At 44.0% G+C, this 23,138-nt stretch carries 22 protein-coding genes and 1 pseudogene; 20 read left to right on the top strand and 3 right to left on the bottom strand.

The genetic code is table 11. The annotated features are described in order from the left end of the window. Window positions 1-513: 513 nt before the first annotated feature. The 13 genes and pseudogenes from OCV77_RS07285 to OCV77_RS07225 all read left to right on the top strand — a co-directional run bounded on the left by OCV77_RS07285 (window position 514) and on the right by OCV77_RS07225 (window position 15,790). On the top strand, window positions 514-2,172 hold the full coding sequence (locus OCV77_RS07285) for an RNA-binding domain-containing protein (protein ID WP_262574335.1): 1,659 nt from the start codon (window positions 514-516) through the stop codon (window positions 2,170-2,172). 30 nt (window positions 2,173-2,202) lie between these two features. Beyond that, window positions 2,203-2,535: a DUF4366 domain-containing protein gene (locus tag OCV77_RS07280; protein WP_262574333.1), complete on the top strand. Its 333-nt coding sequence runs from the start codon at window positions 2,203-2,205 to the stop codon at window positions 2,533-2,535. Window positions 2,536-2,617: 82 nt separating this feature from the next. Beyond that, window positions 2,618-3,850: an ATP-binding protein gene (locus tag OCV77_RS07275; protein WP_262574332.1), complete on the top strand. Its 1,233-nt coding sequence runs from the start codon at window positions 2,618-2,620 to the stop codon at window positions 3,848-3,850. A gap of 242 nt (window positions 3,851-4,092) precedes the next feature. Then, the gene (locus OCV77_RS07270; RefSeq protein ID WP_262574331.1) at window positions 4,093-4,350 is read left to right on the top strand and encodes an HPr family phosphocarrier protein; all 258 of its coding nucleotides are present in this window, start codon (window positions 4,093-4,095) and stop codon (window positions 4,348-4,350) included. 35 nt (window positions 4,351-4,385) lie between these two features. Then, complete coding sequence (gene ptsP, locus OCV77_RS07265; protein WP_262574329.1) at window positions 4,386-6,005, top strand: phosphoenolpyruvate--protein phosphotransferase; 1,620 nt, start codon at window positions 4,386-4,388, stop codon at window positions 6,003-6,005. A 5-nt stretch (window positions 6,006-6,010) separates the two neighbouring features. Beyond that, on the top strand, window positions 6,011-6,751 hold the full coding sequence (nagB, locus tag OCV77_RS07260; RefSeq protein ID WP_262574327.1) for a glucosamine-6-phosphate deaminase: 741 nt from the start codon (window positions 6,011-6,013) through the stop codon (window positions 6,749-6,751). A 41-nt stretch (window positions 6,752-6,792) separates the two neighbouring features. Continuing rightward, window positions 6,793-7,923, top strand: a complete 1,131-nt coding sequence (gene nagA / locus OCV77_RS07255) for an N-acetylglucosamine-6-phosphate deacetylase (protein ID WP_262574325.1) — start codon at window positions 6,793-6,795, stop codon at window positions 7,921-7,923. Beyond that, window positions 7,917-8,396: a PTS sugar transporter subunit IIA gene (locus tag OCV77_RS07250; RefSeq protein WP_262574323.1), complete on the top strand. Its 480-nt coding sequence runs from the start codon at window positions 7,917-7,919 to the stop codon at window positions 8,394-8,396. Before nagA ends, OCV77_RS07250 begins: the two co-directional genes overlap by 7 nt. A 78-nt stretch (window positions 8,397-8,474) precedes the next feature. Further along, a pseudogene (locus OCV77_RS07245) lies at window positions 8,475-9,930 on the top strand (PTS transporter subunit EIIC). Between the two features lie 196 nt (window positions 9,931-10,126). Next, the gene (locus tag OCV77_RS07240; protein WP_262574321.1) at window positions 10,127-11,848 is read left to right on the top strand and encodes a methyl-accepting chemotaxis protein; all 1,722 of its coding nucleotides are present in this window, start codon (window positions 10,127-10,129) and stop codon (window positions 11,846-11,848) included. A 263-nt stretch (window positions 11,849-12,111) separates the two neighbouring features. After that, the gene (locus OCV77_RS07235; RefSeq protein ID WP_262574319.1) at window positions 12,112-12,507 is read left to right on the top strand and encodes a hypothetical protein; all 396 of its coding nucleotides are present in this window, start codon (window positions 12,112-12,114) and stop codon (window positions 12,505-12,507) included. Window positions 12,508-12,672: 165 nt separating this feature from the next. After that, window positions 12,673-14,541 (top strand): bifunctional diguanylate cyclase/phosphohydrolase, encoded by a 1,869-nt coding sequence (locus OCV77_RS07230; RefSeq protein WP_262574317.1) that lies wholly within the window; start codon window positions 12,673-12,675, stop codon window positions 14,539-14,541. Between the two features lie 55 nt (window positions 14,542-14,596). Then, complete coding sequence (locus OCV77_RS07225) at window positions 14,597-15,790, top strand: HD-GYP domain-containing protein (protein WP_262574316.1); 1,194 nt, start codon at window positions 14,597-14,599, stop codon at window positions 15,788-15,790. Window positions 15,791-16,248: 458 nt separating this feature from the next. Here OCV77_RS07225 and OCV77_RS07220 read toward each other — a convergent pair whose 3' ends face one another. Continuing rightward, on the bottom strand, window positions 16,249-16,455 hold the full coding sequence (locus tag OCV77_RS07220) for a hypothetical protein (RefSeq protein WP_118798827.1): 207 nt from the start codon (window positions 16,453-16,455) through the stop codon (window positions 16,249-16,251). Window positions 16,456-16,696: 241 nt separating this feature from the next. On the opposite strand from OCV77_RS07220, the gene OCV77_RS07215 reads away from it, so the two are divergent. The 3 genes from OCV77_RS07215 (at window position 16,697) to OCV77_RS07205 (ending at window position 19,022) form a co-directional block, all read left to right on the top strand. Then, window positions 16,697-17,107, top strand: a complete 411-nt coding sequence (locus tag OCV77_RS07215; protein ID WP_331488815.1) for an MFS transporter — start codon at window positions 16,697-16,699, stop codon at window positions 17,105-17,107. Window positions 17,108-17,245: 138 nt separating this feature from the next. After that, on the top strand, window positions 17,246-18,832 hold the full coding sequence (locus OCV77_RS07210) for a Y-family DNA polymerase (protein WP_262574313.1): 1,587 nt from the start codon (window positions 17,246-17,248) through the stop codon (window positions 18,830-18,832). Then, window positions 18,816-19,022 (top strand): hypothetical protein, encoded by a 207-nt coding sequence (locus OCV77_RS07205; protein ID WP_262574311.1) that lies wholly within the window; start codon window positions 18,816-18,818, stop codon window positions 19,020-19,022. Before OCV77_RS07210 ends, OCV77_RS07205 begins: the two co-directional genes overlap by 17 nt. Before the next feature lie 54 nt (window positions 19,023-19,076). Here OCV77_RS07205 and OCV77_RS07200 read toward each other — a convergent pair whose 3' ends face one another. Then, window positions 19,077-19,868 carry an ATP-binding protein gene (locus OCV77_RS07200; RefSeq protein ID WP_262574309.1) on the bottom strand — a complete coding sequence of 264 codons (792 nt, stop codon included), beginning with the start codon at window positions 19,866-19,868 and terminating at the stop codon, window positions 19,077-19,079. A gap of 289 nt (window positions 19,869-20,157) precedes the next feature. Continuing rightward, complete coding sequence (locus tag OCV77_RS07195; RefSeq protein WP_262574308.1) at window positions 20,158-20,493, bottom strand: hypothetical protein; 336 nt, start codon at window positions 20,491-20,493, stop codon at window positions 20,158-20,160. Between OCV77_RS07195 and OCV77_RS07190 the strand changes: the two genes are divergently transcribed. From OCV77_RS07190 to OCV77_RS07175, 4 genes are all read left to right on the top strand, one after another. Then, window positions 20,464-20,841 carry a glycoside hydrolase family 3 N-terminal domain-containing protein gene (locus OCV77_RS07190; RefSeq protein WP_262574307.1) on the top strand — a complete coding sequence of 126 codons (378 nt, stop codon included), beginning with the start codon at window positions 20,464-20,466 and terminating at the stop codon, window positions 20,839-20,841. The genes OCV77_RS07195 and OCV77_RS07190 overlap by 30 nt on opposite strands. 49 nt (window positions 20,842-20,890) lie before the next feature. Beyond that, a complete protein-coding gene (locus OCV77_RS07185) occupies window positions 20,891-21,556 on the top strand; it encodes a glycoside hydrolase family 52 protein (RefSeq protein WP_262574306.1) in 666 nt (221 codons plus the stop codon). Next, the gene (locus OCV77_RS07180; protein WP_262574304.1) at window positions 21,489-22,493 is read left to right on the top strand and encodes a glycoside hydrolase family 52 protein; all 1,005 of its coding nucleotides are present in this window, start codon (window positions 21,489-21,491) and stop codon (window positions 22,491-22,493) included. Before OCV77_RS07185 ends, OCV77_RS07180 begins: the two co-directional genes overlap by 68 nt. A 90-nt stretch (window positions 22,494-22,583) precedes the next feature. After that, window positions 22,584-23,132: a helix-turn-helix domain-containing protein gene (locus OCV77_RS07175; RefSeq protein ID WP_262574301.1), complete on the top strand. Its 549-nt coding sequence runs from the start codon at window positions 22,584-22,586 to the stop codon at window positions 23,130-23,132. Window positions 23,133-23,138 lie beyond the last annotated feature (6 nt).

Here is a 23,138-nt window from a genome sequence, read left to right as displayed (position 1 = left end):
AGCTGGGGCACACCAATCGGTGTAAGTTCGATTATGGTAATCACCAGTGAGCCATATAGTCAAATCCAGTGCGTTGTAGTAATACAGGGTACTAAGCGGATGGGTACATATATACTGTCTGGCATTTGTAGAAGTTCCAGCATATCCCAAATCTGCCAGTTTTCTGGCAATCGTAGACTGTGTCAGACCACTTTGTATGCTTTTGATTATAAAATCGGTATATCTTTCTAGCGATCCGTGTACATTGCTACGGCATGATTCGTTTGGATCTCCTTCAAGGTATTTTTTTACAGTCTTACGATCCGTCCCTGTGATCTGTGAGATTTCCTGAACAGAAATCTCTTCCTTGTGGAACATCTGTATCTGCTCAATGAGTTTTCGAATATGTAAGATTGTATTTAGCATACCTAATTCAACTTAATTCGTAGAAATGAATTAGATGAAATATTTAACTCGACAAATGAGTTAAAACGAGTTACACTATATTTGAGTTAAATGATAGGAGGGGTTGAGATGCGTACAATTCCTAAAGAGGAAAGTTTAGATATCGAGTTCAAGAGTGATTTAAAATGTTACCCGGATCACGATCTTATTGAAGAAATTGTTGGAATGACAAATACGGCCGGGGGATGTTTATTCCTTGGCGTTGAAGATGATGGAACAATTACCGGTGTTCATAAAAAACATAGAGACCCTATAGGAGTAACTGCGCTGATTGCCAATAGCACTGTTCCACCTATAGCTGTGAGGGCAGAGATAATTACTGAAGAAGATAAGGATGTTTTGAAAATTGAAGTGCCAAGAAGTCGAGGGGTTGTATCTACTGCATCAGGGAAAATATTGAGAAGGCGGAATAAGCTGGATGGAAGCCCGGAAGTAATACCAATGTATTCATATGAGATCCCATCTCGTCTTGCAGAGCTTGGGATGCTTGATTATTCCGCTCAGCCTTTAGCAGGAGCTACTTTAGATGACTTGGACCCAAATCAGAGAGTAAGACTTCGGCGAATCATCCAGAATAGATCTGGAGGCGAAAAAACTTTACTTTCTTTACTGGATGAGGAATTGGATATTGCATTGCGTCTTGTTACAAATGTTGCTGGTAACTATGTTCCAACAGTTACAGGTATGCTATTAATTGGTAAGGAGGAACGCATTGCAGAGTTGCTACCAACAGCGAAAGCTGCATTTCAGGTTTTAGAGGGAACAGCTGTCCGTGTAAATGAGGATAGTAATAAACCTCTTCTTGAATTGTTCGAGAGCTATGAGACATATGTCAAAGCATGGAATCCGGAAAGAGAGACCGAGTATGGCTTATTTAGAATTCCAATCCCGGAGTTTGACTGGGCTGCTTTTCGAGAAGGTTTGGCAAATGCATTTTGCCATAGGGATTATACTATGCTTGGCTCAGTAAGGGTTTTGATAGATGATGAAGGAATGACTATTAGTAATCCTGGCGGATTTATAGATGGGGTTAATTTAAAAAATCTTCTTACAGTAGAACCACATGGACGTAATCCGGCACTTGCAGATGCAATGAAACGAATTGGCTTAGCTGAGAAAACGGGAAGAGGAATTGATAGAATTTATGAAGGATCTATCATTTTTGGAAGACCTTGGCCAGACTATTCTGAGTCCACCAGTAGATCTGTTAAATTATTTATTCAAAGAGCAAAAGCAGATTTACCGTTTGCAAAATTTGTTGCGGATGAGCAAAACAGACAGGAGAAACCGTTATCAATATATGTGTTAATGATTTTGTCGGTTCTTAATAATGAAAGAAGATGTACTGTTGAACGGATTGTTGAGTTGACAAATCTTGGAGAAAATAAGATCAGATCGGCAATTGAGTTTATGATTGAATCTGGATTGATTGAAGCATCTGGAAAAGGAAAAAATCGTACTTGCATTCTGGGAAAAAAGATTTATCGTGAGAATAAAAAAGAAATACAGTATGTTCGACAGACAGACATAGACAGTATTATATATCCCGAATTAGTAATGAAGCTGGCAAATACTCAGAACGGAATTATCACAAAGCAAGATGTAATTGAATTGTTGAAAGTAACTCCTTCACAGGCATATACAGTTATAAAAAAACTTCAAGGAGAAGGTCGTTTGAAATTGTTATGTGGGGGAAAATATTCTAAGTACAAAGTGGTTAATCCTTAACGCAGTTTAACTCAAAAAGAAGCGTGTGCAATGTGTTTTGGCGTGTTTTCTACAACGGCATTCTCCTATGTAGATGAAAGCGCAGCGACCGAAGAACCTGCGGTCGATGAAAAAGTTCCCGAAAAAGAGCCGGAGGAACCGATGCTGCCGCTTACCCAGGACGGCAATCTGACTTTGGTTGATGATGCCGGTTCGCCTACGAAAAGCGGAAAGCAGTTCATTACCGCTGTAACCAAAAACGGAACCTATTCCAGAGGAAAAGCCGAAATCCACGAATATGCTTCCGGCGATTCTTACCCTGATTGTGCTTGCCTGGGGCAGCCTTCGGGTTGCCTTTACATAGTTTCCGCTTTCAAAAAATAAAAAAAATTGTGTTTTTGAAAGTGACATCTTGCATATACTATTAGCAGACAGTATAATAAGTACAGCGAAGCGGTTTCGAAAAATGAAAAAACTTCAATTTTTGAAAGCGGGTGACTATATGAAAACAATCACGAGAGCAAAATATCTCGATAGAATTATTGAACTGAATGGCACTCCTGACATCAAGATCATCACAGGTATTCGTCGATCTGGTAAGTCCAAACTGATGCAGGCATATATTGCGTATCTAAAAAGCAATTTTGAAAACATCAATATTATCTTCATTGACTTCATGGATTTGACGTATGAAGAAATCAAGGAATACCATGCCTTACACGCCTATGTGGAAGAACATTATCAGGAAGGCAAAACGAACTACCTGTTTGTAGACGAGGTTCAGATGTGTCCCAAGTTTGAGCTGGCAATCAACAGCCTGTACTCTAAGGGAAAATACGACATCTATGTAACAGGCTCTAATGCTTTCCTGTTGAGTGCAGATCTGGCAACTCTGTTTACCGGACGCTATATTGAAATTCATGTGTTTCCTTTCAGCTTCCAGGAATATTGCCAGTATTATGATGATATTAGTGACAAAGATAAGCTCTTTGATGAGTACGCTATCAAGGGCGGTTTAGCAGGTTCCTATGCTTATAGAACCGAAAAAGACAGAACAAACTATATCAAAGAGGTCTACGAAACGATTGTTACAAGGGATTTGGTACAGAAATATATGTTCCCGGACACTTTGGTTTTACAGCGTCTGAGCGAGTTCCTTATGGATAATATCAGCAACCTGACTTCTCCGAATAAGGTCAGTCAGTTACTGACAGCAAATGAGACTCCAACCAATCATGTAACTGTTGGCAAGTACATTAAGTATTTGTGCAATGCTTTTGTATTTTATGATATTAAGAGATACGACATCCGAGGTAAGAAATACCTTGAAAGCTCTGAAAAGTTCTATTTGTGTGACAGCGGCATTCGATATGCAATACTGGGAAGCAGAAATATGGATTATGGCAGAGTATATGAAAACATCGTTTGCATCGAGCTTCTTCGCCGTGGATATGATGTTTATGTCGGTAAGCTCTATCAAAAGGAAATCGACTTTGTTGCTCAAAGAGGCAGCGAGAAGTTTTATATTCAGGTCAGCGACAACATTTCCGGGCAGGAAACATTTGAGAGAGAATGCTCTCCTCTGCTTCAGATTCGAGATGCTTACCCCAAAATGATTATTGCACGAACCAGGCATCCGAAATATACCTATGAAGGAGTCGAGATTTACGATATAGCTGATTGGCTGTTGCAGGAGTAAAAAAAGAAAATACAGTTACTTGTTTTTCAAAAAATGTCAAAAAAATAAAATAATGTTGATATTTACGATAATTGTGCAATTTTAGAATAAATGACTAGACAAAAAAGAAAATATAGGTTAATGTGTATATATAACAAATGTGACGGGTAAGATAATTGTGCAAATTTACATACTGAAAAGGTCTGCAGAATCTATCGGTTGTCAATTCGTCAAAACAAATGGGAACAGGAGATGAGAAACGGATGAAACAGTTTACTTACGTGATCACGGATGAAATTGGTATTCATGCAAGACCGGCAGGTCTTCTGGCTAAGGAAGCCAAACAGTTCCAAAGTACAGTGATGCTGACCTGTAATGGAAAGAGTGCCGCTGCAACCAAGCTTATGGCTGTTATGGGGATGGGCGTTAAGCATGGTGATCCGGTTGAGGTTTCGATTGAGGGACCGGATGAGGATATTGCTTATGAGGCAATGGAGAGGTTTTTCCAGGAGAATCTGTAAAACAGAATCCTGTAAATCACATGAGAGGGTGAAAAATGGAAAAATATATTGGAAAATCCGTATATAAGGGAATCGCAATCGGTCCTGTCCATGTTCTGAAGAAAAGAGATCACCTCGTCAAAAGAATACATGTAGATCATGTGGAAAAAGAGCTGGAGCGTCTTGAGAAGGCCAAGGAGCAGGCGATAGGACAGCTTGGGGAGCTGTATGAGAAGGCCATGCAGGAGGTCGGAGAGGTCAATGCGGCAATCTTCGAGGTTCATCAGATGATGCTTGAGGATGATGATTATCAGGATGCCATACACAATCTGATCCAGAATGAGGAAGTGAATGCGGAGTATGCAGTAGCAGTTACCGGTGATAATTTTGCCGAAATGTTTGCCAACATGGATGATGAGTATATGCAGGCACGCTCGGCGGATGTCAGGGATATTTCGAACCGGCTGGTCCGTAACCTTGCCGGAGAGGAACAGATGGACTGGAGTAAGCTGGAACCGTCCATTATTGTTGCGGATGATCTGACGCCGAGTGAAACGGTACAGATGGATAAAAATAAGATCCTTGCTTTTGTCACCGTTCACGGCTCTACTAATTCGCACACTGCGATTCTTGCCCGTATGATGAATATCCCGGCGCTGATCGGTGTGCCGCTTGAGCTGGAGAAGCTTCATAATGGAACCATAGCTGTTGTGGATGGTAAAAAGGGTGCCTTTTTCCTTGATCCGGATGAGAATGAAATCCATCTGGCAGAGGTACAGCAGCTGGAGGAACAGGAGCAGAAGCGTCTTTTAGAGAATTATAAGGGCAGGGAATCCGTTACGAAAAGCGGAAAGAAAATCCATGTCTTTGCAAATATCGGAAGCGTTTCGGATGTGGCTTATGTGCTTGAGAATGATGCTGAGGGTATCGGGTTATTCCGGAGTGAGTTCCTGTATCTTGGAAGATCCGGGCTTCCGGATGAGAATGAGCAGTTCAACGCTTATCGCCAGGTATTGCAGATGATGGCCGGAAAGAAGGTTGTCATAAGGACATTGGATATCGGGGCAGATAAGAACGTGGATTATCTTGGACTGGGACAGGAAGATAACCCAGCCATGGGATATCGTGCGATCCGGATCTGTCTGGAGCAGCCGGATATTTTTAAAACACAGCTGAGAGCTCTTCTGCGGGCTGCTAAATATGGAAATCTCGCGATCATGTATCCGATGATCATTTCGGTAGAAGAGGTCAAGAGTATTGGAGAAATTGTTAAGGAGGTGGCAAGGGAGCTGGATGAAGAAAAGGTTCCGTACACCATTCCGGAGCAGGGGGTCATGGTGGAGACACCAGCAGCAGTCATGATGAGTGAAGAGCTTGCGGAGCTTGTGGATTTCTTCAGTATCGGAACCAATGATCTGACCCAGTATACACTAGCGATCGACCGGCAGAACAGTAAGCTGGACCGGTTCTATAATCCGCATCATGAGGCGGTTCTCCGGATGATACAGAAGACGATTGACGGAGCCCATAAGCATGGTAAGTGGGTCGGCATCTGCGGAGAGCTTGGAGCAGATACAGCACTTACAGAGCGATTTGTACAGATGGGGATTGACGAGCTGAGTGTTGCACCGTCGATGGTGCTTCCGGTTCGTAGTAAAATATGTGAAATGGAGTAAATGAAATGAGAATATACAGGGCAAAAGATTATGAGGAAATGAGCAGAAGGGCAGCAGGCATCGTTTCTGCACAGATCATTATGAAGCCCGATTGTGTGCTTGGACTGGCAACAGGATCTACTCCGATCGGTCTTTACAAGCAGCTGATCGAATGGTACCGGAATGGGGATCTGGATTTTTCCGCAGTAAGAACGGTGAATCTGGATGAATATAAGGGAATCAGCCGCGAGAATGATCAGAGCTATTATTACTTTATGCATCAGAATCTGTTCGATCATGTGAATATTCCGGCGGAGAACACACATCTGCCAGACGGTATGGAGCCGGATTCTGAAAAGGAATGCGGGAGATATGAGGAATTGATCCGATCCATGGGAAGTGTGGACTTACAGCTTCTTGGCATCGGACATAACGGACATATCGGTTTTAATGAGCCATCAGATGTATTTGATAAGCAGGTTCACTGTGTGAACCTGACACAGTCGACTATTGAAGCGAATAAGAGATTTTTCGCATCGGCAGAGGACGTTCCGAGGCAGGCTTACACTATGGGGATCCAGACGATCATGCGCTCGAAAAAAATTCTTATCATGGCTAATGGTGAGGGCAAGGCAGATATTATAAGGGATTCCTTCTTTGGACCGATTACGCCGAAGGTTCCGGCATCCGTTCTTCAGCTGCATAATGATGTCACGCTGGTAGCTGATGAAGCTGCCCTTAGTAAGATCCCTGTATCGTTCGTCTAAGAGACGCTGTGAGAAAACAGAACAGATAGAGGTGTGGAACGATGATTATAAAGAATGCAGATATTTTTACACCGGATCACCGGTTTGTACAGGGTGATGTTGCCATTACCGGAGACAGGTTTTCCACAGTCCTTGAGGAAACGAATGGTGATGGACAGGTGGTGGATGCTGCCGGGCTATATATGATCCCGGGACTCGTAGATATTCATTTTCATGGCTGCAAGGGCGCGGATATGTGTGATGGAACGCAGGAAGCCCTGGATATCATAACAGAATACGAGGCCAGCGTCGGAGTAACATCGGTTTGTCCGGCAACCATGACGATACCGAAGGATGAGCTCCTTGCGGTAATGAAGAATGCCGGTGCATATTCCTATAAGGGAGGAGCACACCTGGTCGGGATCAATATGGAAGGACCGTTTATCAGTGCTTCGAAAAAGGGTGCACAGGCAGCAGAAAATATTATTCCCTGTGATTATGAGTATTTCAGACAGCTTCAGGATGCTGCTGGCGGGTTGATCCGGCTTGTGGATATTGCTCCCGAAGAGCCAGGAGCCATGGAATTCATTGACCGGACGAAATCAGAGGTGGTTATATCCATAGCGCATACGGTATCGGATTACGATACGGCATGTGAAGCTATCCGGCATGGGGCATCCCATGCAACGCATCTGTACAATGCAATGCCGCCGCTGAATCACCGGAATCCGGGGGTGATCGGCGCAGTCAGAGATTCAGAAGCGTGTCATGTGGAATTAATCTGTGACGGCGTACATGTCCATCCGTCTGTAATCCGTGCAACCTTTGCCATGTTTGGTGCAGAACGGGTGATCTTGATCAGTGACAGCATGAGGGCAACCGGATTAGAGGATGGTGAATACACGCTGGGCGGACAGCCGGTAGTGGTAAAAGGAAATCTGGCAACGCTTCATGACGGTACGATAGCAGGTTCAGCCACGAACCTGATGGATTGTATGAGATTTGTTGTAAAGAATGCAGGTATTCCGCTGGAGGATGCAGTGATATGTGCAACAGAGAATCCAGCCAGGGAAATCGGTATTTTTGACCAGACAGGAAGTATTCAGGCAGGTAAAAAAGCAGATTTCGTGCTTCTTGATAAAGAATTAAATATTGTAGGTATTTATATCGATGGAAAGGAACAGCCATGTTAGGTTTTTTTAAAGGAAGGACAAAGGAAAATGTGATCTGTTCACCCTGTGAAGGAACGGTGACACCACTCACCGAGGTTCCTGATCCTACTTTTTCAGAGAAGATACTGGGTGATGGATTTGCAGTGATCCCGTCAGAGGGAAGGTTTTTCGCTCCGGCGGATGGAGAGGTGACGATGGTGTTTGATACCCTGCATGCGATTACGATGACGACTGCGCAGGGAACGGAGCTTCTTCTACATGTCGGACTGGAGACTGTTACATTAAAGGGAGAACCCTTCCGTGTGCATGTAGCAGCAGGAGATCAGGTGAAGCAGGGAGATCTCTTAATGGAGGCAGATCTTGATAAGATCAGAGAGGCCGGACTTAATATCATATCTCCGGTTGTAGTATGCAATACAGATGATTATTCAAGAATAAGCCTGCTGAAGGAAGGCGGAGCTCTGCCGGGAGAGGCAGTACTCAAAATCGGGTAGGCACCCGGATCATACTGTAAAATGGATTGGAATAATCCAATTTTAATTTTATAAGAACAAGCAAAGGAGGAAGAAAGTATGAAATTTCTTCAAAAACTGGGAAAAGCGTTAATGCTTCCCGTAGCAGTACTGCCCATCTGTGGTATTCTCATGGGTATTGGCTACTGGCTGTGTCCGGCAACTATGCAGGGTGGAGAAATCCAAGGTGCAGCTAACTTAATCGGTCTGTTTTTAGTAAAAGCCGGTGGTGCTTTGATTGATAACATGGCCATTCTGTTTGCGATAGGTGTCGGTGTCGGTATGTCAGAGAAAAATGATGGTACCGGCGGAATCGCAGCACTTGCTTCCTGGTTGATGATCACCACACTTCTTTCAACCGGAGTTGTAACAACCATCATGCCGTCTGTCGCAGCTGGCATTTAACAAGATCGCGAATCCGTTTATCGGAATCCTTTCCGGAATCATCGGTTCTATGTGCTATAACAAGTTCAAGAACACCAAGCTTCCGGACTGGTTATCTTTCTTCAGCGGAAAACGCTGCGTAGCAATTATCGCCGGTGTAGTTTCTATTCTGGTATCCGCAGTACTGCTGTTCGTATGGCCGTTACTGTTTGGCGGACTGGTTGCACTTGGAGAAGCAATCGTAGGTATGGATGTAGTTGGTGCAGGTATTTATGCATTCCTGAACCGTCTGTTAATTCCTACCGGATTACACCATGCATTGAATAACGTATTCTGGTTTGATACCATTGGACTTGGAGATCTTCAGCACTTCTGGGCTGGTGAAACCTCCGCAGATGTATCCTGGAGTCTTGGAATGTATATGTCTGGCTTCTTCCCTTGCATGATGTTCGGTATCCCCGGTGCGGCACTTGCAATGGTCAGATGTGCGAAGACCACAAAGAAAAAAGCAGCGATCGGACTTGTTGCTTCCGCAGCACTTTGTGCATTCATTTGCGGTGTTACAGAGCCGTTTGAATTTGGTTTCATGTTCCTTGCTCCTGGACTTTATGTAATTTATGCATTACTTTACGGTATCTTCACCATGATCACCGTTGCACTTGGCTTCCGTGCAGGCTTTAGCTTCTCTGCAGGCGCGATGGATCTGTTATTCTCATCCTCACTTCCCGCAGCTCAGAGAACATGGCTTATTATCCCGCTCGGAATCGCAGCATTTGCTGTATTCTACTTTGTATTCTACTTTGCCATTAAGAAGTGGGATCTTAAGACCCCTGGCAGAGAAGATGATGATGATTTAGAGAAGGAAAAGAGCATAGAGCTTGCAAGTGATGATTATACAGCCATTGCAAAGGCCATTCTTGAGGGCTGTGGCGGAAAGGATAATATCACAAGCATTGACAACTGTGTTACAAGATTGAGACTGGAGGTAAAGGATATTACCGCAGTCAATGATAAGAAAATCAAGGCCGCAGGTGTTGCGGGAGTCATCAAGCCAGGTAAGACCTCAGTTCAGGTAGTGGTTGGAACCAAGGTTCAGTTCGTGGCAGATGCATTCTCAAAGCTTTGCGAATAATGTAAATTGTAAATCTTTGAAATAAAATTAATGATTTTAACGGGCAGCAGGCCGGCACAGACCCAGCCTGCTGCCCATTTTCTGTGGAAAAGGAATGTGAAAGATAAAATAAAAGTAGATGCCAAAAACCTATTGACTTTGAAGAGGTATTCTGCTATATATTAGTCGAAAATAAAGAGAAAGGAAATAATAATCTATGTTGGCACTAAAAAATATGGTGAAAAAGAAATTGGAAAATATGCATCTGCAGGAAAGGATAAATTACGGTTACAGAAAGGTCATCAGTATGATGTTGATCTCGGGGCTGTTTTCCATAGTGGTCATAGGTGTGTTGTTTGCCAATATGGAAAATTACATAGAAAATGTCACAGCTGCGGATCAGGCGGTAAAAATCTGTAGGATAAATGTGAATGCGGCAGCGAGAAATATCAGGGAAATGGCATTAAATGATGATACATCTGCTTATGACGGTTATGAACAGACAGTTGAAAAGCTGCTTGCAGAGGTTGATGATGAGCTGAAAACCCTAAAGAAAACAGGAGTTGTTCCTGATGCGGATTATGAAGAATACGCATCTGCTCTTTCTGACTGGGGAACCCTGGGTTATTCTATCATAGAAGAAATTAAAAATGGTGACAGGGAAAAAGCAATCGACTTAATTCTTAATGATTGTACTCCGGCATTAAATAAGCTTGTACAAATTGCTATAAAATTGGATGACCTGACAGATAAAGTAAGCAACCGGGCTGTCAGAACTACTTTTATCTTTACCGGCGCAGGAATTGTATGTATTATCGTCTGTTTAGTCTTTGCGTTAGTGCTGACGAAGAAAACAAGCAAAAAGGTACTTGATACCATTCTGGAGCCATTACGTGCAGTCGAAGATGTTGCAAAGGAATTGACGGAGGGAAATCTGCACAGTACGCTTGAGTATCATTCGGAAGATGAGATAGGAAGTCTGGCAAACAGCATGCGCAAATCAACTAGTATTCTGGGAAGCTATGTAGATGATATTGACCGTGCAATGAAGCTGTTTGCAGAAGGAAATTTTGATGTTCAGCCAGAAGTAGAGTGGAAGGGTGATTTTGTCGGGATTCTGAATTCCTTTATGATGTTTGAGGAAAGCATGGCAGAAACGATCAAGGATATTCAGAATGTTTCGAATGAAGTTTCAAGCTCGGCAGAGCAGGTGGCATCAAGCTCTAATGATCTTGCAGACGGAGCTACAAACCAGGCGGCAGTCGTAGAAGAGCTGACAGCAACAGTTGCTGGTGTTTCTGAAGAGGTAGAAAAGAATTCGCAATCTGCGAAGGAAATCAGTGGAAGAGTGGATGAGCTTGGAAATGCCATCGCAGAAAGCAATGGCAAGATGCATGAAATGGTTGCTTCCATGAATGAGATCAACGAAGCATCCAGAGAGATTGACAAAATTATTGCGACGATCAATCAGATCGCATCTCAGACCAATCTTCTTGCATTGAATGCTTCTATTGAAGCAGCAAGAGCCGGAGAGGCCGGAAAAGGATTTGCAGTTGTGGCAAATCAGGTAAATCAGTTAGCTGATCAGAGTGCCCAGGCAGCAAAGGAATCTGCAGCATTGATTGAAACCTCTGTGAAAGCTGTGGAAAAGGGTATGGTGATCGCAGGAGAGACTGCAACACAGCTGGAAGGAGTAGCAGAAAACTCCAAGATGATCACAGAAGAGGTTACTAATATCGCAGAAACCTTAGAGACACAGACGGCAGAGATCCAGCAGATCAATGAGGGAATTGAACAGATCAATGACGTTGTACAGACGAATTCAGCAACATCAGAGGAATGTGCGGCTGCCAGCCATGAGATGAGCAATGAAGCTGAAAATCTGCGTGAAATGATCCGCAAATTTAAGGTCGCAAAGTTTGAAAAGACTGAAAAATAAAGGTTAGTATCCGGGGATGAGGTCACTGCAAATAGAAAAAGATTTCTGTGATGTATTCACTTTCATCCCCGGAGGAGATATAATCATTAATCCAAATTTCATAGGTAAATCATTATACAGGGAAGCCGCTTCTTTGGCTTTCCCTTTTTCTATATCCAATATAACACGTGGGCATATCACACTTTACATTATTCTTGATTTGGATTAGAATAAGTCTGTATATAGTGGAAGTTAGAAAATATATAAAGGCAGGAAAGGCAATTATGGGAAGGTTGTTGAGCCTGTTTATGGGTGGTAATTTTTATATAGCTATTTCAGTGGGAACCCTCGCGTGCTATTTATTCTTATTGTCCTGTTTTGTCAGTATTTCAAGGGAAGAAAGAGTCGTGCATTATCTGAGAATCATCCTGGTGGCACTTTCGTGCTGGACAGGTGGTTCTGTCTTGATGCGCCTGCAGATCAGTCCCGGGATGCAATTCTGGTTTCATTTCTCAATACTTGGTTTACTCATTATTCCTGTAGGAATGTATGGATTTTTGTTCTGTGTGCTTGAGATCCAGGGGAAACAGAAGCTTCTGAACATCTGCATGCTGGCATCCATAGTGACATTGCTTTTAAATGCATATACAGAGTGTCTCCTTCCGGTACCGGAAATATAGCAGCTGCCTGGTGGGAACATCTCCTATATTTACCATGCAAGACCGGGAATCTGGTTATGGATCGTCGCAGAGTGGATTCTTTTAATCTATGTAACTGTTCTTGCCCACAGAAAAATCGGAACACAGTATGAGTACAGGAGAAAGCTGGGTCCGCTGTTACTTGGGATGCTGTTTGTTTTTGCAGGAAATATTGCCTGTATTACACCACTTGGAAAAAATCTGCCGCTGGATGCCCTTGGCGGGGCGGGAATGGCGATTTGCATTTTACATGTTATTTTCACGCAATATTTCTTTTCGATTTCATCCCGTTTCATTACGGGAGCGGCTTATTTTGGAGCGACAGTTGTAGCATTTATCCCGGTGGTATGGTTTGGGCGTATTGCTGATGGCCTGTTTGACAAGGGCAGTCCTGATGAGCAGATGGTTATCATATTTATCGTGGCAGAGGGGATATGGTGCATCCTGATTTCAGCGCTGGCAAGGAGCTGGGCAGAGCATATACTGATCAGGAAAAGGAAATATATTGTTGACAGCCTTCTGGAATTTCAGGATAGTGTCACATCCATTATGAATAAAGACAAGCTGTACCTGATGATCCGGGAGACTGTCAATGCAGCGGTGAAGGACTGCTGTGTACACATTCTGGAGGAAAGGGACGGAGTCTTTGCAGAATACACAGAAAATGGAATGGTGCCCCTGGCGAAAGAGGTGGAAGCACAGCTGGAACAGTTCCTTGACAGCGGCAGGGTGTATAAGGATCCGGCGTTTGCGGTCTTTAAATATGACGCTAAGATTTATGGGTTCCTATATGTAGAGCTTTGCAGGAAGAACAGACTTATTTATGACGAAATAGACTGCATCAGGCAGATCGGAAACAGTGTATCCAGCGTGCTGAAGAGTATCAATGCGTATGAGAGGCTGTATCAGGTATCGATCCACGATGGACTGACAGGCCTGTATAATAGAAATTTCTGTCGTGAGAATTTGGGAAAGCTGGATATCACGGCACGTCCTGTCGGTATGATCTATATGGATATGGACAACTTCAAGCTATATAATGAGCTGTATGGAGAAAGCATAGGAGATCAGGTTTTGTGCTGGTGTGCAAAACAGCTGCAGGAGGCTGCGGATGACAGCATGAAGGTATTCCGTATGGGTGCCAATGAGTTCCTGATCATCACAGCTGAAGACAATAAGGACAAGCTGATCTCATTCGCAAAGCAGATCCAGAAGATCATGCTGGAGACAACGGAGGATAAGCCGAAGGTCATTCAGCTGATCACGTTCAGCATAGGTATTGCCTGGGATAAATCCATGGCGGAAGATGCAGATGAGCTGGCCCAGCAGGCGAAGCGGGCATCGTTTTATGCCAAGGGAAATGGAAAAAACTGTATTGAGGTTTATGAAAAGGATCTGAAGGAAAAGGATCAGGAGAGTGAAGGAAGCGAAAAGGGATATAGTCAGGTATCACCGACGATCTTTGCCCTGATGGCGGCAATAGATGCCAAGGATTCCTTTACCTTCGAGCATTCTGAAAATGTTTCCAGATATGCAGAAAAGCTGGCGGCAAAGCTCGGGCTTCCGAAGGAGGATATCCAGACTGTAAAGGTAGCAGGACTGCTCCATGATATTGGCAAGATCGGTATTCAGGACAGTATCCTGAAAAAGCAGGGTAAGCTCACAGATGAGGAGTATAGCATAATAAAAACACATGTAGAAAAGTCTGTTGAGATGATCCGCGTTCTTCCTCATATGGATTATGTCATTCCTGCGGTTTTGTCCCATCATGAACGGTATGATGGAAAAGGATATCCGAATGGGATCCGTGGAAATGAGATCCCCATCCTTGGAAGGATTCTTACGGTTTGTGACAGCTTTGATGCCATGGTCTCCCGAAGAGCCTATAAGGAAGCTATGAGTATAGAGTATGCGACCGGGGAGCTGGAACGCGGCAAGGGAACACAGTTTGATCCAGACGTGGCACAGGCATTTATTGAATTAATAAGGGAGAATCCTTCGTTTATTGCACAGTGATCAGATTTGGGACCCGGGATAATATAAGTAAAATAGGAATGAGGATCAGAATTTTATGGAATTGGATGTTTTAGGACTGGTTGCAGCATGTTCATATGCACTGGACTGTGTGGAAACAGAGCTGGTACATGTGACCAGCAGACATGCGAAGCGTGTGGCCTATATGAGTGTCTGCGTGGCAGAACAGCTTGGAATATGTGGAAAAGATCTACAGGATCTGGCGGTGTATGCCCTGCTGCATGATAATGCCTTGACACAGTATATCCAAGAGGAGCTGCACAGTAATCTTACTGATATGAAGGAGATGCCCCGGATAGGTGTTCACTGTTCGATTGGAGAGGAAAATATACAGGGATTTCCTTTTCATACAGATGTGAAAAATGTAATATTATATCACCATGAAAATGCAGATGGGAGCGGACCGTTTGGAAAGAAATCTGAGGAGGTACCGCTTTTTTCGCGGATCATACATCTGTGTGATCTGTTGGATCAGGCATGCTGCCGCAAGGCGTTTACCACAGAGACATGGGAATGGGCGAAGGACGTTCTCAAAAGGATAAGAGGTACTATGGTAGATGAAGAATGTGCAGAGGCACTTGAAAAGATATTTTCAGAAGAGTATTTTCTGTCCCTTGGAGGAAATTTTGAAGCCTCCCTGTGGAATAAGGTACCAAGGCAGAAGCAGGAGCTTGACTTTTCCCAGATCAAGAAGCTGGCAGAGTTTTTTGCAAAGATCGTAGATTATAAATCTCCCTTTACCAGTACACATTCGATCGGTGTGGCAGAGAGGGCAGAGAAGCTGAGCCGCTATATGGGCTTTGATGAAGAAACGGTGCAGAAGATGTATCTTGCCGGAGCACTGCATGATATAGGAAAGGTTGCAGTAGGTAATGAGATTCTGGAGAAGCCGGATCGGCTGACCGATGCCGAGTTCGCTGTGATGAAGCATCATGCTGCTTATACATACAATATTCTGTCAGAAATTGATGATTTTGAGGAAATACGGGACTTTGCAGCATTTCACCACGAGCGGCTGGACGGAACGGGTTATCCCTTTGGCAAGGATGCTTCTGAATTGAATGTACAGGAACGGATGATGGCGTGTATTGATATTTACCAGGCACTGACAGAGAGCCGTCCTTATAAAAAGGGCATGTCCCACGAAAGAGCCTGTGAGATCCTGAAGAATATGGCAGATAAAGGATGGCTGGATATGGATATCATAGATAAGATCGAAATGAGTCTGTAACGGAGGTATTTACTATGGCAATTGCAGGCAGGTATTCCTTCTGCTCTGACCGGTAGTCCTTTCCTTCTGCCAGGAAATCCAGATGATGACAGATAATCTTTCTATTTAAAATCTCCTGAAATCTCCCGCTTATATGTTTTCTTTTGAAAATAAGCATAGATTTTGGATTTAGATGCCAGCCTGAGCTGGCCTGACAACAACAGATAAAATATGCTTAACTTGAATTGTGTATATATCATATCACAAAAGCAATTGGACAGCAATATGTTATGGTCAGTTTATCGTTTTATTATATTCAATTTATAAATATATAGCTACACTGGCAAATCTATAAAGTTTTCATAAAGACTCGCTGTGAATTTCCTGAAAAATCAAATCCCGATGACTTCCAGATTTATTTCCGGGAGTCATCGGGATCGGGGAAAGTCATGATTTCTTCAAATCAACGGCTGCTTTGCTTAAAGCTGCTGGTGTACCTTCCGGATAACAGCTTCGCTTAATTCAGGAGCCTTAGCGGGATCCAGATCATCCGGGAATTCGCAGTCGATCGTGGAAACCTCCGGTCTGTAATTCAGACGGAGTGCATGAGCCTGAATATAATCGGCAGCCTTATTGTAAACCTCTTCACTGACACCATTTAATGTAATCGTATATAATCCTGACATATAGCATATCCTCCATTTCTTTACTTTGATTTCATTTTTGATAGTTATATTATATACTTTCTCATCCAATAAAGATATATACAGAAATGTAGAATTTAATAATAGTAATAATTATTAGTTTTATGCAATTTACATAAAAATGACGTATCTTTTACCATGATGTGATTTCATGCATTTTTACCGGATCTTACACTGAAAAAAAGGGGGTCATCCTATGGCATGAAGAAAGGTAACAACCTATATCGGTATCGGTCTTATGTGTCTTGGTGGATTCTGTGTTTTTCTGACACAGGGCTACAGCCCCATGATCTATGTATGGGTTTCTATAGCCGGTATTGGAATGGGAACCGTTGCTACGACCATTTATCCTATGATCATGGAGGTGGCAAGTGAGAAAACCACGGGGCGTTACACCGGATATTATTATACTGCCAGTATGTCAGCACAGATCATTACGCCGGTTCTTTCCGGTGCAGTCATGGAATTTAACGGATATCGTTATCTGTACCTGTATGCGGTAACCTGTGCTATTTTTGCAGCGCTTCCGCTGATCTTTGTGAAAAAGGGGAATACGGTTCTGCTGAAGGATCTGGAGATCGGGGATCCAGGGAATTGCAGCAGTTACATCAGAGATCGAAACCCTGTAGGCTGACAGGAATTATCATATTTATGTTTAAATGGATCAGAGTTATCTTTTTTGGGTATGGATAAAAAGGAAATGATGTGATATAATAAGAACATAAGTTCGATAATTGCGGAAAAGCTGAAGAAGGGAGCGGCATGGGATCGTATGGAAGAGAAAAGCTATATTGCGATCGATCTGAAGTCCTTTTTCGCATCAGTAGAATGTGTGGAACGGGAACTGGATCCTCTGAATACCAATCTGGTCGTAGCGGATGCAGGCCGTACAGAGAAAACCATCTGTCTTGCCGTGTCTCCTTCCTTGAAGGCCTATGGGATCCCGGGGCGGGCGAGACTGTTTGAAGTGGTCCAGAAGGTGAAGGAGGCTAACAGAAAGCGGCGCATGGAAGCACCGGGAGGCCGTTTTACCGGCAAATCACACTTTGCAGATGAGCTGAAAGCACATCCGGAGCTTGCCATAGATTATATCGTGGCACCGCCGCAGATGGCACGGTATATGAAGCACAGCACGGCTATCTATAATATTTATCTGAAATATGTGGCACCGGAGGATATCCATGTGTATTCCATTGATGAGGTATTTATTGATGTGACCGGATATCTGCCAACATACGGTATGACAGCCCATGAGCTTGCCATGACCATGATCCGGGATGTACTTGGAAACACCGGTATCACGGCTACAGCAGGGATCGGCTCCAATATGTATCTGTGCAAGATCGCCATGGATATTGTGGCCAAGCATGTGGCACCGGACGCAGATGGTGTGCGGATCGCAGAGCTGACAGAGAGGAGCTACCGGCAGCAGCTTTGGGGACATAAGCCGATCACCGATTTCTGGCGTGTAGGAAGGGGCTATGCCAGGAAGCTGGCAGAGAATGGAATGTACACCATGGGTGATGTGGCCAGATGCTCTGTCGGGAAGCCGGAGGATTTTCATAATGAAGATCTTCTGTATGAGCTTTTCGGTGTGAACGCAGAGCTTCTGATCGACCATGCCTGGGGATACGAACCCTGTACCATAGCAGACGTGAAGGCCTATAAACCGGAGAATAACAGCTTCTGCTCCGGACAGGTATTGCAGTGCCCGTATTCCTTTGAAAAGGCGAGACTGGTCATTCATGAGATGGCAGACGGAGCGGCTCTTGACCTGGTAGATAAGAAATTGGTGACAGACCAGATTGTACTGGATATAGGGTATGACATAGAATCCTTAAGTAATCCGGAGATCCGCCGGAAATATAAGGGACCTGTGACGACAGACCGCTATGGACGACAGGTTCCGAAGCCGGCTCACGGTTCCATTAACCTGAAACGGCAGACCGCGTCAGCCAGGATGATCATAGAAGCTACGCTTACGCTGTATGACCGGATCGTGAACCCGGAGCTTCTGGTCAGAAGGATGAGCGTGACGACCAATCATGTGGTCAGTGAGGAAGAGATCCGGGAAGAAGAAAGCTATGAACAGCTTGATCTTTTTACTGATTATCGGGAAAAGGATCAGGAGAGAGAGCATGAGAAGGAAGAGCTGGAGAAGGAGCGTAAGGTACAGGAGGCACTTCTTTCAATTAAAAAGAAGTATGGGAAAAATGCTGTATTGAAAGGCATGAACTTCCTGGATGGTGCGACTGCCAGAGAGCGGAACGGGCAGATCGGGGGACACCGTGCCGGGACAGCGGACAGTGAACCGGAGCAGAAGAAGGAGAAATCAGAAAACCATGAAAGATTCGTATGAGGATATCATAGATCTGCCGCATCCTGCGAGTAAGAAGCATGAGAGGATGTCGAGAATGAACAGAGCGGCCCAGTTTGCCCCTTTCTCAGCCCTGACAGGACTTGGCAGGGCACTTAAGCAGACGGCAGATAAGAATGAAGAGAAGTGGGAAATGGAATATGGGGAGGAGAATGAGGATGGAATCCTGTAGACAAGAAACAGTCTCAATGAAGCAATGGTTGATACCCAGGAAGTTTTATAGATCTCATTCATAAAGAGATTCCAGTGTAAGCAGTAAAACATCTTCATCTTTCAAATCCTTAAACCAGTCAGTGTATCCGGATAAGGAAAAGAAAATATATTTTGAAACTTTGTATTTTGCTGCTATCAGCTTTCCTCTTCGGATCAGAGTTTCATAAATCCCCTTATCTATCTTTTCACTTTTAAATTTGCACTCCCCAATAACAGCCTTTTTATCTAACTCTGATATGGAAACAACATCAATATCTGCGGATTGTGTTCTTATGTTATCATTTTCGTCTGTGATATTTTCTGTGCCCCACCAGGAACCCACTGAAGTGAGAAAGCAGCCATATTCACCTGTGATTCCCTGCTTTAAAGTATAATATCTGCACATTTCCTCGAATACAGTGTCCATAAAAGAATGTAAAACCGGTTTAACAGCCTTCTGATAGTAAAGTGCACCCTGTCCCATTTCGATAACACTGGTAGCTTTGGGGATAAACTCATACCAGAACTTGAACATATAGTCTTTCAAAACATACTGCGTTTTTTTCTTATTCTTTTCGTCTGTGATACATTTTTTCTTTTCAACAAGCCCGACATTGATCAGCTTATCTAATGAATACAATACGGTTGGTTCTTTTTCACCGATTTTAGCTGCGATTGTGTTAAGGGTATTTTCGCCGGATGCGATCTGTTCTACAATATTATTTACGATCGATATATCAGCAAACTCCTGTGTCAGCAAATTTCTGGTTTCATCATATAAATATCCGTCTGTCCGAAAATACAGTCTTTCCCGAAAATCTTTCAAGAAAAGATGATCTGATCAGAATTTAATTGAAAGATATGCTGTTAGATGATAATATAGATATATGGGAAACCAGAGAGCCGGGCGGCTTACCCTCTTTTTTCGGAGGGGCTAACCTTCCAGACGAAAGAAAGGAGGGCGTTGCCGATGTATGTTACATACTCTGATTTAATTCAGATTGGAATATTCATTTGCACCCTTGTGGGATTGTGTTACATGATTTTCAAGGGAAAACGAAAATAGCCGCCATTACTGCGAATAATGACGGCCGACCTTTTATAAAAGGTTGATGCTATAATATTCGGAGTAAGCCGCTTCTCTGGCTTTCCCTTTTTCTATGTTCAATATAACACGAGAGTATATTTTTTTCAAGGTAAATATGAAGGAACCAACCGCACTCTGTGTACTTGGGAGGAAGTGCGTTTTTGCTTCTGGCAGCATGGACGGCACGTACTAGCTCCAGCGCTTTTTCCTGTAGATAGGAAAGCGCCTCCTGCCCGCCAAGGATTGCATAGTGGATCGCAATGGCAACGACGGAAACCGCCCAGTATTTCCACTGTCTTGCTTCATTCAGGGACATTCGTCCAATAATAAATCCATGGTTAAAATAGTCGGAGATGGTCTGCATGAGGCTGTCCTCATCTCCTGCCTGAATAGAACGTACGCTTGTGAAAACAGGAGATTTCTGATAGAGATTCTGAGAGAGGAATGGGGCTTTGACGGTGTTGTCATTTCCGACTGGGGTGCCTACGCAGATCTGCCGGGATCACTTCGGGCCGGGATGGATCTGGAGATGCCAGACAGCTGTGGACACCACAGAAAAAAACTGGTGAGAGCACTGAATCAGGGAATCTCTGCACTGGTACTGATACCGGTACTGATGCTGCTGGCGGCCTATTTGCTGATCCGTAAAAAATACAGGATCAGTGAGGAAGAATATGATAGAATGGTAGGTGAAATGAAAGCAGGAAGTTAAAAATGCCGGCAGGATTTAAAATATCTGATCCGGCACAGAAGGAAAGGAAATGAGTACAGATTTATTTCAGGCGATCCACAGCCCGATCGGGGCAAATGCGGGATTTGCCATGGGACTTGCTGGACTTGGCGGCGGATTTTGCCTCCAGAGTGACAGAATCCCGGATCAGGATATTTTTATCGGATACAAAGAAGGAAATACGTTATCTATGCTGCCTTTTTATGAGAAAAGCATTTCTTCGGAAAAGGACAGCTTCGCCAAAGATGAGAATGGATCAGAGCTTCAGGAGCATGCCTTTACTGAAGAGGAGGTCAGCAGAGGCTTCGGGCTTGCGACTGACACGTTCCAGACAGGGAGACTTTCATTTTCCTTGATGAACCGGGTGACAGAGCTTTCTGATGTGGAAAGAGGAGAGGAACCGGAGGTAAAGTCAAAAGCGCTTCCCGCCATCGTGGCAAGATTCTGTGTGGACAACAGGGATGGGGAGCAGGAGATCCAAGGCTTCTTTGGCATTGGCAATATGAAGGGCAAGCAGTTTTTAAGCCAGATGTGCGGGGAAGAGCGCTGTGGTGTGATCTCCAAAGACGGCTATGGTTTTGAAGCTGTTCTGTCAGTCGGTAAAGTCCTTTTATATCAGTTCCATGCTGATGAAGGAAGGAGAAAGGAGCCGCTGGATCGTCAACGAAGGAACTTTCCTGATGATGAATACCTTTGATCTGCTGATTGATCATCTTTTCTTTGAGTGCCGGTATCATCCCTGGACAGTGAGGAATGCACTGGATTTCTTTGCGGAATCCTATTCCTATAAGGATCAGTGCAGTATCTCTTTTACCCATGACATGGGTTCTCACTATGTATTTACACCAAAGGGACAATCCAGCTATGAGATTCCCTATCTGACGGACTGCCTTTCCTATATGACACAGGAGCAGCTCTGCAACTGGATCTTGGCAGCAGCGGTGTATGCGTATAGAACCGGTAACACGGTATGGCTTCTGTCCAGGAAAGAGACACTGGTGGAGTGCTTCCAGTCCATGCAGAAGCGTGACGGGCTGATCTCGGACGGTATCATGGATGTGGATTCTTCCAGGTGCGAGGGCGGCAGTGAGATCACGACTTATGATTCACTGGATGTGAGCCTTGGACAGGCAAGGAGAAACAGTTATATTGCCATGAAGTGTTTTGCTTCCTATCTGGCACTTGGCAGCATGTTTGAACAGCTTCCCATGGAGGAGTATCAGGAGCAGGCTGACAGTGCAGCCGATAACTGTGAGGAGCATATGCTTGCTTATTTTGACAGGAAAAAGAAACGGTTTCCAGCTCTTTTCGATGGAGAAGGAACCATGGCGATCGTACCGGTCATTGAAGGGATCATTTATCCTGTCTTTTTCGGAAAACCAGAGGCAGTATCAGAGGATGGAAAGCATGGCAGGCTGATCAGGGCGCTGAAGGAGCATATACAGACGGTACTGGTACCCGGCATCTGCCTGTTTGAGGACGGCGGCTTCAAGCTTTCGGAGACAAGTGACAATTCCTGGATCAGCAAGATCTTCCTGTGTCAGTACATTATCGAAAAGGTATTACATATGAATATGCCACAGGTCATGGATAGGGCCGATGCGGCGCACTGGAGCTTGTGGATGGAAGAATAAATATTGACGGAAATGATTAAAACCATTAAAATAAGGGTAAAATAAAAGAAAGAACACTCATTTTAATGGTTTTTCTCTTTGGAGGGACATATGAAAGAAAGGCTTTTTGCAGTACCGGCGTACACAACTGCAGAAGAGATCAGGGCTTTGCGTAAACGCCTGAAGCTGACACAAAGGGAGTTTGCGGAACTGGTCTGTTGCGCAAAATCAACAGTAGAGCGCTGGGAAACCAGTAAGGAGAATATTACAGGGCCTGTAGTTTTGCTGCTTCAGATGCTGGATCGTTATACGGATTATCCAAAACAGCTTCAGGTTCCGAAAAGAGAGTATCCTCTCAGACTTTGGTATATGTACCGGCAGAAGCCCTGTACACTGATCGATGTCAATGAAATGGAACAGAGGGTGCGCATTGTCAATTACACGGATAAGCTTATGTTCAGGGCATTTGGTAAAGTAGAGGATCCGGACTACAGGATGTATGAAGAATTTCTGGAATCCAGATGTTTTCCTGCCAGCAGGGACAAAATGAAACTGGTGTTACAGGATTTGGATCTGCCGTTTTATGACCCCCTTATGATCATAGAAAAGACGGCGGGCAGAATGGCAGAGGATGATTTCTGGATCCAGATAGAACGTTAGATGGGG

The organism is Suilimivivens aceti (assembly GCF_025567405.1).
GTDB lineage: Bacteria > Bacillota > Clostridia > Lachnospirales > Lachnospiraceae > Suilimivivens > Suilimivivens aceti.
The sequence above is the reverse complement of the archived record's forward strand: the minus strand, read 5'-3'. Positions and strand labels throughout refer to the sequence as shown.

Bases quoted from the DNA above. Each gene is read 5' to 3' on its own strand.
- OCV77_RS07225 (WP_262574316.1), top strand. From the start codon at position 14,597: ATGGAATTGGATGTTTTAGGACTGGTTGCAGCATGTTCATATGCACTG.
- nagA (WP_262574325.1), top strand. From the start codon at position 6,793: ATGATTATAAAGAATGCAGATATTTTTACACCGGATCACCGGTTTGTA.
- OCV77_RS07235 (WP_262574319.1), top strand. From the start codon at position 12,112: ATGGGAAGGTTGTTGAGCCTGTTTATGGGTGGTAATTTTTATATAGCT.
- OCV77_RS07250 (WP_262574323.1), top strand. From the start codon at position 7,917: ATGTTAGGTTTTTTTAAAGGAAGGACAAAGGAAAATGTGATCTGTTCA.
- OCV77_RS07185 (WP_262574306.1), top strand. From the start codon at position 20,891: ATGAGTACAGATTTATTTCAGGCGATCCACAGCCCGATCGGGGCAAAT.
- nagB (WP_262574327.1), top strand. From the start codon at position 6,011: ATGAGAATATACAGGGCAAAAGATTATGAGGAAATGAGCAGAAGGGCA.
- OCV77_RS07275 (WP_262574332.1), top strand. From the start codon at position 2,618: ATGAAAAAACTTCAATTTTTGAAAGCGGGTGACTATATGAAAACAATC.
- OCV77_RS07240 (WP_262574321.1), top strand. From the start codon at position 10,127: ATGTTGGCACTAAAAAATATGGTGAAAAAGAAATTGGAAAATATGCAT.
- OCV77_RS07180 (WP_262574304.1), top strand. From the start codon at position 21,489: ATGAAGGAAGGAGAAAGGAGCCGCTGGATCGTCAACGAAGGAACTTTC.
- OCV77_RS07280 (WP_262574333.1), top strand. From the start codon at position 2,203: ATGTGTTTTGGCGTGTTTTCTACAACGGCATTCTCCTATGTAGATGAA.
- OCV77_RS07210 (WP_262574313.1), top strand. From the start codon at position 17,246: ATGGAAGAGAAAAGCTATATTGCGATCGATCTGAAGTCCTTTTTCGCA.
- OCV77_RS07205 (WP_262574311.1), top strand. From the start codon at position 18,816: ATGAAAGATTCGTATGAGGATATCATAGATCTGCCGCATCCTGCGAGT.
- OCV77_RS07175 (WP_262574301.1), top strand. From the start codon at position 22,584: ATGAAAGAAAGGCTTTTTGCAGTACCGGCGTACACAACTGCAGAAGAG.
- ptsP (WP_262574329.1), top strand. From the start codon at position 4,386: ATGGAAAAATATATTGGAAAATCCGTATATAAGGGAATCGCAATCGGT.
- OCV77_RS07190 (WP_262574307.1), top strand. From the start codon at position 20,464: ATGGTTAAAATAGTCGGAGATGGTCTGCATGAGGCTGTCCTCATCTCC.
- OCV77_RS07230 (WP_262574317.1), top strand. From the start codon at position 12,673: ATGCTGTTTGTTTTTGCAGGAAATATTGCCTGTATTACACCACTTGGA.
- OCV77_RS07195 (WP_262574308.1), bottom strand. From the start codon at position 20,493: ATGCAGACCATCTCCGACTATTTTAACCATGGATTTATTATTGGACGA.
- OCV77_RS07270 (WP_262574331.1), top strand. From the start codon at position 4,093: ATGAAACAGTTTACTTACGTGATCACGGATGAAATTGGTATTCATGCA.
- OCV77_RS07220 (WP_118798827.1), bottom strand. From the start codon at position 16,455: ATGTCAGGATTATATACGATTACATTAAATGGTGTCAGTGAAGAGGTT.
- OCV77_RS07285 (WP_262574335.1), top strand. From the start codon at position 514: ATGCGTACAATTCCTAAAGAGGAAAGTTTAGATATCGAGTTCAAGAGT.